Source organism: Noviherbaspirillum sp., assembly GCF_035254865.1.
Classification (GTDB): domain Bacteria; phylum Pseudomonadota; class Gammaproteobacteria; order Burkholderiales; family Burkholderiaceae_D; genus Noviherbaspirillum.
Genome location: NZ_DATFAF010000018.1, coordinates 72,725 through 89,691 on the forward strand (window position 1 = coordinate 72,725; position 16,967 = coordinate 89,691).

Consider the following 16,967-nt stretch of genomic DNA (forward strand, 5'->3'; position numbering starts at 1 on the left):
CCTCATTTTTATAAAATGAATCCATGCAGTACATCTCGTTCATGGGCAGGCCGTTGCCAAACGTGGCAGTCGTGCGCCGCAGGCTTTTCCTTGGTTGAAGCATTGGTTGCCATCGTTGTCCTGGCAATCGGCGTGATCGGGGCCGCAGGGCTCCAACTGGCGGCCTTTCGCACCGCGCAGCAATCTGCATATCAAACGTCTGCCTTGCAAATCGCCAGCGAAATGGCCGATGCGATCAGAATGATTAATCAGCATTTGAGCCAGGCAGGCGGTGCAAGCCCGTTCGCGCAAGTAAGCTACCAGTCGACGGGCGACGGTGATCTGCCGATGCCACCGAAGCTCTGCTATGCCGCCAGATGCGATGCAGAGGAACTCGCCCAATTTGAACTCTATGAGTGGAAAAGCCGCGTACACGCAACGCTGCCAGGTGGACGGCTTGTGATTTGTCATGACGCATCACCATGGGATAGCGGGAAAAAATCACTATCCTGGGATTGCACGGGCACATCGGAAAGTACGGCGCCTTTGGTAATCAAGGTTGGCTGGCAAGCAAAAAATCCGGACGGTGCCTTGGTCAAGGATGGTGATGGCAAGTTCCCTCCCAGTGTCGCAATTACGGTCGGGCTCCCTGCAATATGAACGCTCTCCCGATATGCAGAGTGCCCGATCCAGGCCAGGCGTCTCTCGCCGAGCAATACGGCCTGACCCTGGTCGAGCTGATGATTTCAATGGCCCTTGGTCTGCTGATTGTGATGGCAACGACGACACTGTTTGTTTCGACGAAAACCACCTATTTGATGCAAGACGATGATGCGCGCATACAGGAGACCGGACGTTACGCCATCGACGTCATCACGAGATCGATTCGAACTGTTTCCTTTGAAGAAGAAAGTTCATCGGAGCTGCCGATTTCCGCAGCGATGACGAATGCAAGCATTTCCGGACTGGATGCGGCCGGTTTGAAAAGCAGAACGCAGGGCATTGATGGGCCATACACAAAAGCGGTCAACGGAAGCGACGTGCTTGCTGTCCGATTTTCTGGCGCCGGAAGTGGAGACAATGGTGACGGCACGATGCTCAATTGTGCCGGCTTCAGTGTTTCTGCACTCAGTGCCTCGGAGAGTGCGGATGAGAGTCGTGGCTGGAGCATCTTCTACGTCGCCGAAGATGCGAGTGGGGAGCCCGAGTTGTATTGCAAGTATCGCGGCGACGATTCCTGGACCTCGCAGGCAATCGCGCGCGGGGTCGAATCATTTCAAGTTCTTTATGGACTCGATATGGACGACGACGGCTTGCCGGACCAGTTTTTGAACGCAACCGCCATTGATGCCCTGGACAATGCAAGCTCGTCTCGCGACGCGAGACTGCATGATCGGGTCACAGAACGGCGGGGAAAAGGCTATTGGAAAAAAGTCGCAGCAGTGAAGTTTTCACTGTTGATTCGAGGCGCGAATCGTACTCAAAGCGAGAAGGCGACGACTCAGTACGACCTTTTCGGCAAGGATTATTCAAACGCCTATGCCGGCGCGGATGCCGGCGTGCGTTTGCTGGAATCCTCGTTGCCGAAATCGGTACGAGGCAGACAACGGCGGATCTTTAGTTCAATGGTGCTGTTGCCAACCGCGCTGGCCAAAAACCATACATGAATTCCGGATTTCCAAGACGTGCTCGGCCGTCGCTCGGGTTCCGCTCATCCTTTGCGCGACAACATGGAGCGGCGCTGATTGTGGCGCTCTTGATGTTGACGGTTGTTCTGACGCTTGCCGTATCTGCGGCAAACATGGCGCTTCAGGGAGAAAAAGCAGCCCGCAATGACCGCGACCGCCAGATTGCCTTGCAGGCTGCGGAAGCGGCATTGCTGGATGCCGAACTGGATATCGAGGGTTCGCCTCCCGGCGAAACCGCGCGTAGCGATTTATTCGGCAGCGAACAAATGGAGCGTATTCCGAATGGCTGCAGCCCGGGAGCTTCCCGGCAATTTCTTGGCATATGCACTACCGATGACCGTATGGCTCCGGCCTGGCAAACCGTCGACTTTACGGATGCAGGCGCGGATGCGGCCTCGGTACCCTACGGCTTTTTCACTGGGCGGGCCTTTCAGGTCGGACAAGGTTCACTGCCAGCGCGCCTGCCTAGATACATCATTGAACTCGGTGTTCACCGGAATCCGGATAACTCTGCCGTCAAACCCGAAGCAGAGAATGTTTACCGGATCACGGCAGTGGGATTCGGTACACGCGAGACCACACAAGTCGCCTTGCAGACGCTTTACAGGAAAAAAGGCCGTAGCAAACCTGAAACCAATGTGCCGGTCGGTCGATTCAGCTGGCGCGAGATACATAACTGGGAGGAATTGCGTAGTGGTTCTCAAAAGTAGGGGGCGACAAGGGGCATGCAAACCGGACCGTGCGGGATTCACCCTCATTGAAGTCATGGTCGTGCTGGTCATCATCGTGATCCTTTCCTTGATTGCCTACCCGGGTTATCAGGAAGCGGTTCGCAAGGGAAGGCGAGCCGAGGCGCGTGCCGCATTGATGCAGCTCCTGCAGCAGGAGGAGCGCTCCTACTCGCAGCACAACAGCTATATCAAGTTTTCGCAGGAATCAACTGATGAAGAAGAAAAGAAGTTCAAGTGGTTTTCCGGCGAAACTTCAAAGAGCAGCGCCTACGAGATCAAGGCCGAGCCATGCAAGAACGACACAATCAGGAATTGTGTGCAACTGATTGCCATGCCGGGTACGAAGAATGTTGATTCAAGCTACAAGGACATTGCTTGTGGTGAATTGAGCGTGACCAGCACTGGCCTGAAGGCCGCCAACAGTCCCGGTTGCTGGAAATGAGACGCCGACATGCATGGATTCCGGCGACAAGGCACCGCGGCCTTTCGCTGGTTGAACTACTGACCGTACTCGCAGTTGTCGCTGTTCTGCTTGCAATGGGTTTACCAAGTCTCCAATCCTTCATCCAGAGCCAGCAGATAAGCGCAGTCGTTAACGACTTTTATGCGGCCATCAGCCTGACTCGCTCGGAAGCGATCCAGCGCGGGACTCGGGTCGATTTGGTGCCGCAGGACGCGGATGGGAACTGGGCCAGCGGCTGGGTCGTGTTTGTCGATGAAAACAATAATCAAAGGCCAGACGCAGGAGAAAGAGTGATTTTCATCCATGATGCGCTTCAGAAAGGCACCAGCATCAGGGCAAGTCTTACCGATTCGACAGTACAATATCTCGCGTATAGCGGCGCGGGCCGGACTCGTACCAATTCCAGCAGTCAGCGAACCCAATTCGGAACATTCACATTCAAGTTGAATGATCAGGTGCGCAAGATCAAGCTCAATTTCCTGGGGCGGCCACGTGTGTGCAATCCGGCACGCGAGGGAACATCCTGCTAGGCGTGGATGCATTTGGGTCGATGGCGGAGATACAATCGCCCAGGCTTGACGCGCCGAACTTATTAACCGAACTCACATCATTCGTGGATATACATTCCGACTCACAGGGCATCGAACTCGCGCTGCAATGGGCGGCGAAAGGACTCTTTATCACCGCGCCGAATCCCAGGGTGGGGTGCGTGATCGTCAAGGACGGACGGGTTATCGGTGAAGGATACACGCAGCCGGCGGGGCAGGCGCATGCGGAGATACAGGCGCTCAACGATGCCGCCAGGCGGGGAGCCGACGTTCGCGGCGCCACGGTCTACGTTACGCTCGAACCTTGCAGTCACTATGGTCGTACGCCACCATGTGCGGACGCCTTGATTCGTGCCGGCGTGGCGCGAGTGGTTGCCGCAGTGGCCGATCCCAATCCGCTCGTTGCCGGCCAAGGCGTGGCGAAGCTGAAGGCCGCGGGTATCGAAGTGGCATGCGGTGTACTGGAAGATGAAGCGCGCGAATTGAATATCGGCTTTATGTCCCGCATGCAGCGGGGCAAACCCTGGATTCGCATGAAGGCGGCTGCCAGCCTCGATGGCAAGACGGCACTGCATAACGGATGCAGTCAATGGATCACCTCCGACGCCGCGCGAAATGACGGACACTGGTGGCGTGCCCGAGCGTGTGCCGTGCTGACCGGCATTGGCACCGTGCGGGAAGACGACCCTCGGCTCAACGTGAGGGCGATTGACACACCGCGTCAGCCGCGCCGAATCGTGATCGACAGTCAGCTGCAGATAAGTCCGGACGCCCGCATTCTCGAGGGCGGCGGTACATGGATCGCAACCGCCTGCTCCGATCCGGAGAAGGAAGCGCGTTTGCGCGAACGCGGCGCTGAAATCCTCATGCTGTCGAACGCGCAAGGCAAGGTCGATTTGCCGGCCCTGATGCTGGAATTGGGGAGGCGGCAGATCAATGAGCTGCATGTCGAGGCAGGATTCAAGCTGAACGGATCCTTGATTCGTGAAGGATGCGTCGATGAATTGTTGCTCTATCTGGCTCCCAGCCTGCTCGGAGACGCGCGAGGTTTGTTCGATTTGCCGGCACTGGAAAACCTGAACGGCCGACAGCAACTCGCTTTTCACGAAATCAAGCAAATCGGGCCGGATTTGCGTATCCTTGCTCGTTTCATCTGATCGGATTGCACTCATGTTTACCGGAATCGTCGCCGCGATCGGCACTATCACATCCATTACTCCCTTGGGCAATCAGGCCGATTCGGGCGTGAGGCTGACGATCGATGCCGGCGGCCTGCCAATGAGCGATGTTGCACTCGGCGATTCGATTGCACTCAACGGCGCCTGCATGACGGTCGTGAGCAAGACGGACAAGGGGTTTGTCGTCGATGTGTCACGCGAAAGCCTGAACCGCACAGCCGGTCTCGATGCGGTCGGCGAGGTCAATCTTGAAAAGGCGCTCACGCTGGCCGACCGGCTAGGTGGCCATCTGGTATCGGGGCATGTTGACGGACTCGGCGTGGTTCGCAAGTTCGATCCGGTTGGCGAATCGATGGAACTGGTCATCGAAGCGCCGAAGGAACTCGCCAAGTATCTCGCCTATAAAGGCTCAATCGTGGTCAACGGCGTATCGCTGACCGTCAATCGCGTGACCGATGGGCTAAATGGATGTGAATTTTCCATCAACCTCATACCGCATACGGTGGAAGTCACCACGCTCAAACACTTGAAACCTGGTACGAAGCTTAATCTGGAAATCGACCTGATCGCGCGTTATGTGGAACGTATGTTGAGCATGAAGGACTAGGTGCCGCGCAAATTGGTTGTGTGATTGGCAAGAAAGTGTCTTTAGGCGTGGCCGCGCGATCAATTGTTTCGGCCTTGAAAGTTAGGGGCGGTGTAAATCCTTTAAAATAGCAGGCTACATAGGATTTTAGTCATGGCTATTTCAACAACTCAAGAAATCATCAGCGAGCTGCGCGCAGGCCGCATGGTCATACTGGTGGATGAGGAAGACCGCGAAAACGAGGGCGACCTGGTTCTTGCCGCGGAATTCGTCACTCCGGAAGCAATCAATTTCATGGCGAAGTTCGGGCGCGGGCTGGTCTGCCTGACGCTTACCGAAGAGCGCTGCAATCAGCTCAATCTGCCGATGATGACCTCCCGTAATGGAACTTCATACGGCACCAATTTCACGGTATCGATCGAAGCCGCCGAGGGAGTAACGACTGGTATCTCTGCGGCTGACCGGGCAAGGACGGTGCAGGTCGCAGTGGCAAAAAATGCCGGGCCGGCCGATATCGTTCAGCCTGGTCACATTTTCCCGCTGAAGGCACAGAAGGGTGGTGTGCTGATGCGCGCCGGCCATACCGAGGCGGGTTGCGATTTTGCAGAACTCGCCGGACTGACGCCAGCTGCAGTCATTTGCGAGATCATGAAGGACGACGGCACCATGGCGCGTCTTCCCGACCTCATGGAGTTTGCGAAGGAGCATGGACTGAAAATCGGCACGATTGCCGACCTGATCCATTATCGCAGTCGGAATGAAAGCATCGTAGACCGGGTCGCGGAACGCCAGATGCATACCGTGCATGGCACCTTCAGGGCCATTGCCTATCGTGACAAGCCGAGTGGCGGCGCGCACCTTGCGCTGGTGCACGGCGACGTCAAGCCGGAACTTGAAACGCTGGTTCGCGTGCACCAACCGGTGTCGATTCTCGACCTGCTGGAAACACAGGCAACCACCCATTCATGGAACCTGGCTTCGGCCATGTCCGCCATCAAGGCCTCCGAGCGCGGTGTCATGGTTTTGCTGAATTGCGAGGAATCCGCCGAGCAGATGTTTGCGCAGTTTGAAGCGCTGAATACGCCCGACGCCAAGCCGCAGCCGCGCGGTTCGCGCATGGATCTGCGGACCTACGGCATTGGCGCCCAGATCCTGAAGGACCTGGACGTCGGAAAGATGAAGCTGCTGGCCAATCCGCGCAAGATGCCGTCGATGACCGGCTTCGATCTGGAAGTCGTTGGCTACCAGGATAAGCCGGAAAGCTGATTCCCCGCTTTTACTGGCGCAAATAGCTGCTACATTTCTGTAATAACAAACGCTCCACGCGTGGTTCGCTTGCCCGAACGAAACACGCGTGGTGTCTGATTTTAACGAGCGCAGTCGCGCATGAAGGAACAACCATGACCGTAGGAACATACGAGACCAATTTGAGCGGCGAAGGCGTGCGCGTCGGTATCGTGCAAGCCCGGTTCAATGAAGATGTCTGCCACGGGCTGCTGTCTTCGTGCCTGGCCGAACTGAAGCATCTCGGCGTTGCTGACGAGGACGTACTGCACGTCACGGTTCCTGGCGCATTGGAGATCCCGTTTGCGCTGCAGAAGATGGCGGAAACCCAGCAGTTCGATGCGCTAATCGCTATCGGGGCGGTCATTCGTGGTGAAACCTACCATTTCGAACTGGTATCCAACGAGTCCGGCGCGGGCATTACCCGGGTTGGTCTCGACTTTGGCATTCCGATTGCCAATGCCGTGCTGACGACGGAAACTGACGAACAGGCAGAAGTGCGTATGGCTGAAAAGGGCGCAGATGCCGCTCGTGTTGCGGTCGAAATGGCGAACCTTGCCATTGCTCTGGAAGAACTCGCTGAAGCAACCGAGGAAGAGTAATTCATGACACAGAAGAATGTTCATGCGAATCCGAACAAGAATCGGACGCCACGCCATCGCGCGCGCGAATTCGCACTGCAGGGCTTGTATCAGTGGTTGCTGAACAACGAAGATACGGGGGCGATCGATGCGCATATCCGTGAAGCGCACGGGTTTGACAAGGCCGATGCCGAGCACTTTGATACGCTGCTGCATGGCACGATCAGGCAGGTTGACAAGCTGCGCGAAGGCCTGGGCCCTTTGATCGACCGTCCGATCGATCAATTGTCGCCGGTTGAGCATGCGGCGCTGCTGATCGGCGCCTACGAGCTCAGCAATCATCTGGAAATTCCCTACAAGGTCGTGATCAATGAAGCCGTCGAGCTGACCAAGTCATTTGGCGGCATCGATGGCCACAAGTATGTGAACGGCGTACTCGACAAATTCGCAGCCAAGGTGCGCGACGTCGAAGTGGATGACGCGAAAAGGCGCTGAGAACGACAAGCTGATCCGCCGCAAAATCAACTATTGTGATGAATCCCATTCTTGCTTCGCGACTGGCCAACATTGCGCCGTTTCATGTCATGGAACTCGCGAAAATGGCGACGGAACTCGAGCGCCAGGGTCGTTCGATCATTCATATGGGCATCGGCGAGCCTGATTTCACGGCGCCGCCGCCGGTCATCGAGGCTGCGACTCGCGCCATGGCGGATGGCAAGCTGCAGTACACCTCCGCAGTCGGTATTCCTTCCTTGCGCCAGGCGATCTCCGCACATTACGAGCGTGTCTACGGTCTGGACATCGCGCCGTCGCGCATCATCGTCACCGCCGGCGCTTCTGCCGCGCTTCTGCTGGCATGCGCGGCCTTGGTGGAAAGGGATGCCGAGGTACTGATGCCCGACCCGTCTTATCCTTGCAACCGGCATTTCGTGGCCGCCTTTGAGGGCGTCGCAAAGCTGATCCCCAGCGGTCCGGAGGATCGATTCCAATTGTCCGACGCGACGGTGTGCGATCAATGGTCGCCGGCCACGCGAGGCGTGTTGCTCGCATCGCCCTCGAATCCCACCGGCACCTCGATTCCGCATGATGAATTGGCAAAAATCGTCGCCAGCGTTCGGGAGCGAAAGGGCTTCACGATTGTCGATGAGATCTATCAAGGGCTGACTTACGACGAAGCGCCATTTTCGGCCTTGTCGCTGGGTGAGGACGTGATTGTCATCAACAGTTTTTCCAAGTACTTCAACATGACAGGTTGGCGTCTCGGCTGGCTGGTCGTGCCGGAACGGATGGTCCCGCAGGTGGAGAAGCTGGCCCAGAATTTGTTCATCTGTGCATCCAGCATTGCGCAGCATGCCGGTGTCGCCTGTTTTTTGCCTGAATCGATTGCAATCTATGAGCAGCGCAAGGCTGAATTCAAAAGGCGTCGCGACTACATCGTTCCCGCCCTGCGCGAACTCGGTTTCAAGGTGCCGGTGACGCCGGATGGTGCGTTCTATGTGTACGCGGATTGTTCCTCGTTGTCAGATGATGCGGACCGGTTGACGATCGAGATGTTGAACAAGGCGGGAGTGGTGCTGGTACCGGGACTCGACTTCGGCCCTTACACGGCGCGTCAGTATATTCGTTTGTCCTATGCGACATCCATGGACAATTTGCGTGAAGCGGTCGGCCGCTTGACGAGTTTTTTCGCCCAACGATCCTGAGCGACGCAGGGACGTTTTTGCAGGAAATAAAAAAAGGAGCCTCGAAGGCTCCTTTTTTACGACTGTTGCAAGCTTACAGCGCCGCGAACTGATCCGCCTTTGCCAAGGGTTCAGTCTTCCCTTCGAGCTTCGCGGATTCTCCGTCCGACTCAGCCTTGCGCTCCTGGCGGGGCTTGAGCGTACCGGAGCTCGCCGAAGTCGAGAAAACCGGAACCTTCTTGCCCATCGCGACTTCCTTCAGCCGCCGGTATTCTGCCAGCACCTTGGCACCATAGCCGGAATCGGAGTCGGATGCGCCGGCTCCGACATACAGTTTCAGTCCCGCCTCGACAGAGCCGCCGCGGGTGACGTAATCCTTCAGAATCAGCGAGCCAACCCGGATGTTCGCGACCGGATTCAGCGCCGCCTTCACGCCTCCCAAGTCCTCGAACTTGTCGTGGTGGACCTTGGACATGACCTGCATCAGGCCTTGCGCTCCGACCGGGCTCTCCGCGAACGGATTGAATCCGGACTCGATTGCCATGACCGACAGGATCAGGAGCGGATCGAGCTTGATTTCCTTGGCTGTCATGTAGGCGGCCGAAACGAGCATGTTGGTGGCGTCGGACGCGACCCGATAGCGCTTGGACAACCAGCTCGTCACCCACTGTTGCTGGCGGGTGTTGCCCACTGCGTCCTCGGCCGCAACCGCTGCATGCGCATTGCCGGCGGCGGCCGCTTTGGTGATCGACTGGGCCGGCATGTCAAGGGCCGCCGTGGTAGGAGGCGTTTCCTCATCCGTTACTTCGTCTGCGCTTGCTTCAGCGAACGGAGACAATTCCTTGAGCTGATCGGCGATTTCCGGCTTGACGAACATGATGCCAAGCGCGGCGATGGCGATGATCCCGAGGACGAGTACGGTGTGATGCGCGGTCGTAATGAAGCCGCTGACGGTGTCGCGGGCGAATACCGCCCATGCGGCCGACTGGCTGGCAGTTTTACGGGTAACGTCGAACGTTGCCCGGATAAATCGATTTAACATTGAACCTCCTAATCGTCGCGGCATGCGAAGAACCCACTACAAAGCCTTGTAGACCCTTGTGCTTGCCGAGAATCGGTCATCGTCCGCTGCCGCGCGCGGCGCAGCATGCAGACGTCGGAATTGTTTGCTCCAGGCTGGCGGCTGCGCGAAGGCGCCGGATCAGCGGCAAACAACTTGTTCGGGGAGAAGGCAGACGCCTTTTGGAAACACTCCTTAAAATGTTATGTGGGCCCCGACCCCGTGAATGATGAAGATTTTTGCTGCCTCGCCTTCACTCCCCAGGCGGGCCTCCTCATCGAGTTGGGCAAATTCTAGGGGGCTGTTTATATCAAGTCAATACTATCAACTTGATTCTTTATAACTTTTGAATCTAGATTTATCGCTGCACCGCAACAGAAAATCAATAAAATCAACTACTTGGGCTTGCAATTAAAAAATAGAAGCAGCTCTTCAACCTTGTGAAAAATCATGAAATATTCTGATTTGCGGGATTTTATTTCCCAATTGCAACAATTGGGCGAACTAAAGCATGTCGCGACGCCGGTTTCTCCGTATCTTGAGATGACGGAGATATGCGATCGGACCCTGCGCGCGGGCGGTCCGGCGCTTCTTTTCGATCAGCCGAGCGGCCACACGATCCCGGTGCTGGGCAATTTGTTTGGTACGCCGCGTCGCGTCGCATTGGGCATGGGCGCGGAGGATGTGAGCGAACTGCGCCGCATCGGCCATGTGCTGGCATCGCTGAAGGAGCCGGAGCCGCCGAAGGGATTCAAGGACATCGTGGGCTTAGGTTCGATGGTGAAAGCCTTGTGGGACATGGCGCCGAAAGAGCATCGATCGGCGCCATGCCAGGAAGTCGTTTGGGAGGGGAATGATGTCGATCTGGCGAGGCTGCCGATCCAGCATTGCTGGCCGGGCGACGTGGCGCCATTGATCACCTGGGGACTGGTGGTGACCAAGGGGCCGCACAAGAAACGGCAGAACCTCGGCATCTACCGCCAGCAGGTCGTCGGTCGCAATAAGGTGATCATGCGCTGGCTGGCGCACCGAGGTGGCGCACTCGACTTTCGCGAGCATTGCATCGTCAATCGCGGCAAGCCATATCCGATTGCGGTCGCCCTCGGAGCCGATCCGGCAACTATCTTGGGTGCGGTGACCCCGGTACCGGACAGCCTGTCCGAATACCAGTTTGCCGGCCTGCTGCGCGGCAGTCGGACCGATCTCGTGAAGACGATCGGCAGCGAACTGCGCGTCCCGGCCTCGGCGGAGATTGTGCTGGAGGGGCATATCAATCCTGATCCATCGCATCCGAGTGGTTATGAACATGCGCTGGAAGGCCCGTACGGTGACCACACGGGTTACTACAATGAGCAGGACTGGTTTCCGGTGTTTACGATCGATCGCATCACCATGCGGCGCGATCCGATTTATCACTCCACTTATACAGGGAAACCGCCGGATGAGCCGGCGATCCTGGGCGTGGCGCTGAACGAGGTGTTCGTTCCCTTGCTGCAGAAGCAGTTTGCCGAAATCACCGATTTCTATTTGCCGCCCGAGGGCTGCAGCTACCGCATGGCGCTGGTGCAGATGAAGAAGTCCTATCCGGGCCACGCCAAACGCGTGATGTTCGGAGTCTGGAGTTTCCTGCGTCAATTCATGTATACCAAGTTCATCGTCGTAGTGGATGAGGATGTCAATGTGCGGGACTGGAAGGAAGTGATCTGGGCGATCACGACGCGTGTCGATCCGGCGCGGGATACGACCTTGGTGGAGAACACGCCCATTGATTATCTCGACTTTGCGTCACCAGTGAGCGGGCTGGGTGGCAAGATGGGAATCGATGCGACCAACAAGTGGCCGGGGGAAACCCAGCGTGAGTGGGGAAGGGCGATTGCCATGACCGATGAAATCAAGGCGAAAGTCGATCGCATCTGGCAAGAGTTGGGGATCTGATCGGCTGCAATCGGCTGTACACGGGAAATGCTCGGGCGTGCCGGGCGCTTTGCTGTTAAAATAGCGCTAGGCGGGCCCCTGCGCATTGTGGCATGGCCAACCTGGTCAGGTCGGGAACGAAGCAGCCAAAGCCATTTCCCGCAAGTGCCGCAGACAAGGCTCGCCCCTTTCCTGTCTTATCCTCATTAAACTTCCCGTCCGTTGCCTGGTGTGCGTTTTCGGCGTCATGCCGTATGCATGCAATATGCATGTTTACCCTTGCGTAATCGGTATTCTTTTTCTGGCATCGATGTGAGCAAGTGCCGTCTATAACTTGCAGCATGTCAGGTAAAATGCGGCGTATCGACAATTGCCATCGCCACCATGTCCTATCAAGTTCTCGCCCGCAAGTATCGCCCCAAGAGCTTCGAGACGCTCGTCGGGCAGGAGCACGTCGTGCGGGCGTTGACGCACGCATTGGACCAACAGCGCTTGCATCATGCCTATCTTTTTACCGGCACCCGCGGCGTGGGCAAGACAACCTTGTCGCGCATTCTCGCGAAGTCGCTGAATTGCGAAACCGGCATCACCGCCAAGCCCTGCGGAACATGTGAAGCGTGCACGGCCATCGATGCGGGGCGCTTTGTCGATTACATCGAAATGGACGCGGCGTCGAACCGCGGCGTCGACGAGATGGCGCAATTGCTGGAACAGGCGGTTTACGCGCCGTCCAATGCGCGATTCAAGGTCTACATGATCGACGAAGTTCATATGCTCACCAACCATGCGTTCAATTCCATGCTGAAAACGCTGGAAGAACCGCCTGAGCATGTGAAGTTCATCCTGGCAACGACGGATCCGCAGAAGATTCCGGTTACCGTGCTGTCGCGCTGCCTTCAGTTCAACCTGAAACAGATGCCGCCCGGTCATATCGTCGGGCATCTGGACAATATTCTCGGCCAGGAAGGCATCGATTTCGAACCGCCGGCATTGCGCTTGCTAGCCCAAGGGGCGCACGGTTCGATGCGCGATGCCCTGTCGCTGACCGACCAGGCAATCGCATACGCTGCAGGCAAGGTGACCTTGGAAGCAGTGCAGGGAATGCTTGGCGCGCTTGATCAGTCTTATCTGATTCGCGTGCTGGATGCACTGGCAGCGAAGGATGGCGCAAGCCTGCTGGCTGTCGCAGATGAAATGGCGACGCGCAGCCTGTCGTACAGCGCGGCGCTGCAGGATTTGGGGACCTTGTTGCACCGGATTGCGCTGGCGCAAACCGTGCCCGCCGCGCTGCCCGATGATGTGCCGGAAAGGGAAGATATTCTTCGCCTGGCGCAAATATTCGATGCGGAAGAGGTGCAATTGTTTTACCAGATTGCGGTGCATGGACGAAACGAGTTGAGTCTCGCGCCGGACGAGTATGCCGGCTTCTCGATGACCTTGTTGCGCATGCTCGCCTTCCGTCCTGGTGTGGGTGGTGCTGAAGCAAGGCCGGCGGCGGCGACGCCTGCGGTTTCTTCGCCGGCGCCGATGCCTGCGCGACCGAGTGCCGCATCGCAGCCAGCGGCAGCGCCGGCGCCTGCAGCACGTGCCGCAGGCGGCATGAGCCCGGCACGCGCCGCGCTGGAAGCTGCCCGCAACGGCGGCAAGCCGCAGGCTGCGGTTTCCTCGTCCGCGAGGCCCGCGCCGGCTTCCATTCCGCCATGGGAAGACGAGCGCCCTCAGGAAAGTCAGCGTCGTTCAGACGATTCTGCCGAGGCAGCGGCTCAAAAAAAAACTGAACCGCAATCGCACGGCGCGGGACAGGCCGATGCTGCGGTTGCGATAGAAGAGGCACCGCCCGCGGTGCGGCAGGAAGCAAGCGCAGTGATCGCGCGTGTAAAACCAGCCCCCGCAAAGCCGATGCCGTCCTTGAACTGGGATGGCAACTGGCCGGCGCTGGCTGCCGCCTTGCCATTGCGAGGCGTGGCGCAGCAACTTGCGCAACAGAGCGAGTTGCTGGGATGTGAAGACAACGGTGGCGGTGTGCAAGTGCATCTGCGCATCCCCCTTGAAACCTTGTGCTCGGCCGGCAGCGTCGACAAACTGACAGCGGCTTTGGCGGAGCACTTCGGAAAACCGACCCGGGTCACAACCGAGATCGGCGCGGTGGAGCAGACCGCGAACGCACATGCGACAGCGGAACGCGAGGCGCGCCAGCGTCAGGCGGAGGAAAGCCTGCAGAGCGATCCCTTCGTGCAGACCTTGATGCGCGAATTCGGCGCGACTATCGTGCCGGGATCAGTCAAACCAATTTAATCAACGATCAGGAGTATCACCATGATGAAGGGCCAACTCGCCGGGCTGATGAAGCAAGCCCAGGCCATGCAGGACAACATGAAGAAGATGCAGGACCAGCTCGCCGGGATCGAAGTCGAAGGACAATCGGGCGCTGGCCTGGTCAAGGTCGTGATGACCTGCAAGAACGACGTCAAGCGTGTGTCCATCGATCCGTCGCTGTTGGGCGACGACAAGGACATGCTGGAGGATCTGGTTGCGGCGGCATTCAACGATGCAGTCCGCAAGGCGGAAGCGACGACGCAGGAAAAGATGTCGGGCATGACTGCCGGCTTGCCGCTGCCGCCGGGCTTCAAGCTGCCGTTCTGATTGGCGTGGATTGTTGACGTCCGCAGCACGGGCCGCGGCCCTGGTCGCGTCCGTGTGGCTTGACGCCGATGACAGAGAAAAAATTGGTGAAAACTCCCTCCAGTCTTGAATTCCTCACAGAAGCCTTGCGCCGCTTGCCCGGTGTCGGGCCGAAGTCGGCGCAGCGCATGGCTTACCACCTGATGCAGCATGATCGCGAGGGTGCGGCGATGCTCGGCCGTGCGCTGACGCAGGCGGCCGAGCGCATCCATCACTGCGCGAAGTGCAATACCTTCACGGAAAACGAGATTTGCGAAACCTGTCTCGACGCGTCGCGCGATGCCAGCCTGTTATGCGTGGTGGAGACGCCGGCTGATCAATTGATGATCGAGCAGACGATGACGTACAAGGGGCTGTATTTCGTGCTGATGGGCCACCTGTCGCCATTGGACGGAATCGGGCCGAGGGATATTCACCTTGAAAAGCTGATTGCGCGAGCGACGGACGGCGTGGTCAGCGAAGTGGTGCTGGCGACCAACTTCACCAATGAAGGCGAGGCGACCGCTCACTACATCAGCGAGACGCTCAAGGCGCGCGGCCTGAAGGTCAGCCGCCTCGCGCGCGGCGTCCCGGTCGGCGGGGAACTCGAATACGTCGACGCCGGAACGATTGCGCGAGCGATGCTGGACCGTCGCTCAACCTGAGCCGGAATCCTCCGGCGCGAGCGCACAGCGATGTTTATCCATACCGCGGAAAATCAGAGCTGGTTGCGTGCCCGATGGCAGGCGCTGATGACGCATCTCGCATCGGACCGGGCGGCCGCCGACTCCGCCTGGGAAGTGCTGGTCAGGCACTACGCAGAACCCCATCGCGCCTACCACAATCTTTCCCACATCATGGCATTGCTGCGTCATGCCGACGCTGAACGCGCGCATATGGCTCGTCCGGAAGTCGTCGAGCTGGCGATCTGGTTTCATGACCTGATCTACGATACGCGCGCAACGGACAACGAGCAGCGCAGCGCCAGGTGGGCGCATCACGCCATGCATGCCATGCGTATCGACGCGGATCTGATCCATCCCGTCGAACAGTGCATCCTCGCGACACAAAGACATGAGGTGCCGTCGGCTCAGATTGCCGATCTGCCCTTGTTCCTCGACATAGACCTGTCCATTCTTGGCAGCTCTCCCGAGATCTATCACCGCTACAACCAGGCAATCCGGGCCGAGTATGACTGGGTTCCGCCGCAGGCTTACCGATCCGCTCGCACCGACGTATTGCAGCGTTTCCTTGCGCGTTCGACGCTGTTTTTCACGCCATCGATGGCGGCGCGTTTCGAAGCACAGGCGCGGCAAAACATCGCATGGGAATTGAAAGAGTTATCGTCTTTACAAACAGGGATATGACAAATAAAGCTTCCTCCGGCCCCCTGGCGGGCATCAAGGTTCTGGAACTCGGGACGCTGATCGCCGGACCGTTCTGTTCGCGCATGCTGGCCGAGTTCGGCGCGGCAGTGATCAAGATCGAGTCGCCCGACGGCGGCGATCCGATCCGGCAGTGGCGCGTGCTGAAGGATGGAACCTCGCTCTGGTGGTCGGTGCAATCGCGCAACAAGAAAAGCGTCACGCTGAACATGAAGGAGGCGCGTGGTCAGGAAATCGCCAGGCGTCTTGCGCTGGACGCGGACATCATCATCGAGAACTACCGGCCCGGCGTTCTGGAAAAATGGGGTGTCGGTTACGAAGACCTGAAGAAGATCAACCCGGCCACGATCATGGTTCGGCTTTCGGGTTATGGCCAGACTGGACCGATGAAGGACCTGCCAGGCTTCGGCGCAATCGGGGAGTCGATGGGCGGCATGCGCTATGTTTCCGGACACCCGGACCGGCCACCGGTGCGGATCGGCATTTCGATTGGCGATTCACTGGCGGCCTTGCATGGCGTAATCGGCGCGATGATGGCATTGCGTCACCGTGACGTGACCGGTGGCCGCTGGAACGGCAAGACAGGCGAGGACTCCGTCGCAGGGCAGGGCCAGATGGTCGATGTGGCCTTGTATGAAGCGGTGTTCAACATGATGGAGTCGCTGGTGCCTGAATATGATTTCGCCGGCGTCGTGCGGGAGCGTACCGGCGGCGCGCTGCCCGGCATCGTGCCCTCGAATACCTACACCACCAGCGATGGCGAGAACATCGTCATTTCCGGCAACGGCGATGCGATCTTCAAGCGCCTGATGCTGGCTATGGGACGCGACGATCTGGCGAACGATCCGCAACTGGCACGCAATGATGGACGGGTGCCGCGCACCGAAGAAATCGATGGCGCAATCCAGGCATGGTGCGGCACGCAGACGATCGACAGTGCGCTGGCCATCCTCAAGGCAGCGGACGTGCCGGTCGGGAAGATCTATTCGGTGCGCGACATGCTGACTGATCCGCAGTTTCTCGCCCGCCGCATGTTCGAGCAACATGCCTTCCCCGACGGCACGCCGATCAAGCTGCCGGCGATCACGCCCAAGCTGTCGGAGACGCCCGGCGAGACCAAATGGCTGGGCCCGGCGCTCGGTGAGCACACCGCTGAAGTCTTGCGCGGGCTGGGGTATGATGATCAGCACATCGCGCAGTTAAGACACGATCACGTCATTTAGGGGA

Annotated in this window: 18 protein-coding genes and 1 other RNA gene; 18 read left to right on the forward strand and 1 reads right to left on the reverse strand. The window is 58.3% G+C overall.

What is annotated here, in order from left to right:
• Positions 1 to 15 precede the first annotated feature (15 nt).
• The 11 genes from pilV to VJ651_RS04570 all read left to right on the forward strand — a co-directional run bounded on the left by pilV (position 16) and on the right by VJ651_RS04570 (position 8,741).
• Positions 16 to 639: a type IV pilus modification protein PilV gene (gene pilV, locus VJ651_RS04520; protein ID WP_324106392.1), complete on the forward strand. Its 624-nt coding sequence runs from the start codon at positions 16 to 18 to the stop codon at positions 637 to 639.
• 20 nt (positions 640 to 659) lie between these two features.
• Entirely contained in the window at positions 660 to 1,646 is a 987-nt protein-coding gene (locus VJ651_RS04525) for a PilW family protein (protein ID WP_324106287.1), read from the forward strand.
• Positions 1,643 to 2,377 (forward strand): pilus assembly protein, encoded by a 735-nt coding sequence (locus VJ651_RS04530; protein ID WP_324106288.1) that lies wholly within the window; start codon positions 1,643 to 1,645, stop codon positions 2,375 to 2,377. The genes VJ651_RS04525 and VJ651_RS04530 overlap by 4 nt, the downstream gene beginning before the upstream one ends.
• Positions 2,361 to 2,840, forward strand: a complete 480-nt coding sequence (locus VJ651_RS04535) for a type IV pilin protein (RefSeq protein ID WP_324106289.1) — start codon at positions 2,361 to 2,363, stop codon at positions 2,838 to 2,840. Before VJ651_RS04530 ends, VJ651_RS04535 begins: the two co-directional genes overlap by 17 nt.
• Complete coding sequence (locus VJ651_RS04540; RefSeq protein ID WP_324106290.1) at positions 2,837 to 3,391, forward strand: GspH/FimT family pseudopilin; 555 nt, start codon at positions 2,837 to 2,839, stop codon at positions 3,389 to 3,391. The genes VJ651_RS04535 and VJ651_RS04540 overlap by 4 nt, the downstream gene beginning before the upstream one ends.
• Positions 3,392 to 3,474: 83 nt before the next feature.
• Entirely contained in the window at positions 3,475 to 4,566 is a 1,092-nt protein-coding gene (gene ribD / locus VJ651_RS04545) for a bifunctional diaminohydroxyphosphoribosylaminopyrimidine deaminase/5-amino-6-(5-phosphoribosylamino)uracil reductase RibD (protein WP_324106291.1), read from the forward strand.
• A gap of 13 nt (positions 4,567 to 4,579) precedes the next feature.
• Entirely contained in the window at positions 4,580 to 5,194 is a 615-nt protein-coding gene (locus tag VJ651_RS04550; protein ID WP_324106292.1) for a riboflavin synthase, read from the forward strand.
• Positions 5,195 to 5,326: 132 nt separating this feature from the next.
• Positions 5,327 to 6,439, forward strand: coding sequence for a bifunctional 3,4-dihydroxy-2-butanone-4-phosphate synthase/GTP cyclohydrolase II (gene ribBA, locus VJ651_RS04555; protein WP_324106293.1), 1,113 nt, complete (start codon positions 5,327 to 5,329; stop codon positions 6,437 to 6,439).
• A 134-nt stretch (positions 6,440 to 6,573) separates the two neighbouring features.
• Positions 6,574 to 7,059, forward strand: coding sequence for a 6,7-dimethyl-8-ribityllumazine synthase (gene ribH / locus VJ651_RS04560; RefSeq protein ID WP_136415056.1), 486 nt, complete (start codon positions 6,574 to 6,576; stop codon positions 7,057 to 7,059).
• Between the two features lie 3 nt (positions 7,060 to 7,062).
• Entirely contained in the window at positions 7,063 to 7,533 is a 471-nt protein-coding gene (gene nusB, locus VJ651_RS04565) for a transcription antitermination factor NusB (RefSeq protein ID WP_324106294.1), read from the forward strand.
• A 38-nt stretch (positions 7,534 to 7,571) separates the two neighbouring features.
• Positions 7,572 to 8,741 (forward strand): pyridoxal phosphate-dependent aminotransferase, encoded by a 1,170-nt coding sequence (locus VJ651_RS04570; protein WP_324106295.1) that lies wholly within the window; start codon positions 7,572 to 7,574, stop codon positions 8,739 to 8,741.
• 73 nt (positions 8,742 to 8,814) lie between these two features.
• On the opposite strand, the gene VJ651_RS04575 is transcribed toward VJ651_RS04570, so the two are convergent.
• Complete coding sequence (locus VJ651_RS04575; RefSeq protein WP_324106296.1) at positions 8,815 to 9,762, reverse strand: transglycosylase SLT domain-containing protein; 948 nt, start codon at positions 9,760 to 9,762, stop codon at positions 8,815 to 8,817.
• A 468-nt stretch (positions 9,763 to 10,230) separates the two neighbouring features.
• Between VJ651_RS04575 and ubiD the strand changes: the two genes are divergently transcribed.
• The 7 genes from ubiD (at position 10,231) to VJ651_RS04610 (ending at position 16,963) form a co-directional block, all read left to right on the forward strand.
• The gene (ubiD, locus tag VJ651_RS04580) at positions 10,231 to 11,715 is read left to right on the forward strand and encodes a 4-hydroxy-3-polyprenylbenzoate decarboxylase (protein ID WP_324106297.1); all 1,485 of its coding nucleotides are present in this window, start codon (positions 10,231 to 10,233) and stop codon (positions 11,713 to 11,715) included.
• 69 nt (positions 11,716 to 11,784) lie between these two features.
• Positions 11,785 to 11,883, forward strand: an RNA gene (ffs, locus tag VJ651_RS04585) — signal recognition particle sRNA small type.
• 195 nt (positions 11,884 to 12,078) lie between these two features.
• Positions 12,079 to 13,989, forward strand: coding sequence for a DNA polymerase III subunit gamma/tau (gene dnaX / locus VJ651_RS04590; RefSeq protein ID WP_324106298.1), 1,911 nt, complete (start codon positions 12,079 to 12,081; stop codon positions 13,987 to 13,989).
• Between the two features lie 21 nt (positions 13,990 to 14,010).
• On the forward strand, positions 14,011 to 14,337 hold the full coding sequence (locus tag VJ651_RS04595; RefSeq protein ID WP_136415068.1) for a YbaB/EbfC family nucleoid-associated protein: 327 nt from the start codon (positions 14,011 to 14,013) through the stop codon (positions 14,335 to 14,337).
• 68 nt (positions 14,338 to 14,405) lie between these two features.
• Complete coding sequence (gene recR, locus VJ651_RS04600; RefSeq protein WP_324106299.1) at positions 14,406 to 15,020, forward strand: recombination mediator RecR; 615 nt, start codon at positions 14,406 to 14,408, stop codon at positions 15,018 to 15,020.
• A gap of 30 nt (positions 15,021 to 15,050) precedes the next feature.
• Positions 15,051 to 15,722, forward strand: coding sequence for an N-methyl-D-aspartate receptor NMDAR2C subunit (locus VJ651_RS04605; protein ID WP_324106300.1), 672 nt, complete (start codon positions 15,051 to 15,053; stop codon positions 15,720 to 15,722).
• Positions 15,719 to 16,963 carry a CaiB/BaiF CoA-transferase family protein gene (locus VJ651_RS04610; RefSeq protein ID WP_324106301.1) on the forward strand — a complete coding sequence of 415 codons (1,245 nt, stop codon included), beginning with the start codon at positions 15,719 to 15,721 and terminating at the stop codon, positions 16,961 to 16,963. Before VJ651_RS04605 ends, VJ651_RS04610 begins: the two co-directional genes overlap by 4 nt.
• Positions 16,964 to 16,967 lie beyond the last annotated feature (4 nt).

Bases quoted from the DNA above. Each gene is read 5' to 3' on its own strand.
- dnaX (WP_324106298.1), top strand. From the start codon at position 12,079: ATGTCCTATCAAGTTCTCGCCCGCAAGTATCGCCCCAAGAGCTTCGAG.
- ribBA (WP_324106293.1), top strand. From the start codon at position 5,327: ATGGCTATTTCAACAACTCAAGAAATCATCAGCGAGCTGCGCGCAGGC.
- VJ651_RS04570 (WP_324106295.1), top strand. From the start codon at position 7,572: ATGAATCCCATTCTTGCTTCGCGACTGGCCAACATTGCGCCGTTTCAT.
- VJ651_RS04605 (WP_324106300.1), top strand. From the start codon at position 15,051: ATGTTTATCCATACCGCGGAAAATCAGAGCTGGTTGCGTGCCCGATGG.
- recR (WP_324106299.1), top strand. From the start codon at position 14,406: ATGACAGAGAAAAAATTGGTGAAAACTCCCTCCAGTCTTGAATTCCTC.
- VJ651_RS04595 (WP_136415068.1), top strand. From the start codon at position 14,011: ATGATGAAGGGCCAACTCGCCGGGCTGATGAAGCAAGCCCAGGCCATG.
- ubiD (WP_324106297.1), top strand. From the start codon at position 10,231: ATGAAATATTCTGATTTGCGGGATTTTATTTCCCAATTGCAACAATTG.
- VJ651_RS04610 (WP_324106301.1), top strand. From the start codon at position 15,719: ATGACAAATAAAGCTTCCTCCGGCCCCCTGGCGGGCATCAAGGTTCTG.
- VJ651_RS04530 (WP_324106288.1), top strand. From the start codon at position 1,643: ATGAATTCCGGATTTCCAAGACGTGCTCGGCCGTCGCTCGGGTTCCGC.
- pilV (WP_324106392.1), top strand. From the start codon at position 16: ATGAATCCATGCAGTACATCTCGTTCATGGGCAGGCCGTTGCCAAACG.
- VJ651_RS04540 (WP_324106290.1), top strand. From the start codon at position 2,837: ATGAGACGCCGACATGCATGGATTCCGGCGACAAGGCACCGCGGCCTT.
- VJ651_RS04550 (WP_324106292.1), top strand. From the start codon at position 4,580: ATGTTTACCGGAATCGTCGCCGCGATCGGCACTATCACATCCATTACT.
- nusB (WP_324106294.1), top strand. From the start codon at position 7,063: ATGACACAGAAGAATGTTCATGCGAATCCGAACAAGAATCGGACGCCA.
- VJ651_RS04575 (WP_324106296.1), bottom strand. From the start codon at position 9,762: ATGTTAAATCGATTTATCCGGGCAACGTTCGACGTTACCCGTAAAACT.
- ribH (WP_136415056.1), top strand. From the start codon at position 6,574: ATGACCGTAGGAACATACGAGACCAATTTGAGCGGCGAAGGCGTGCGC.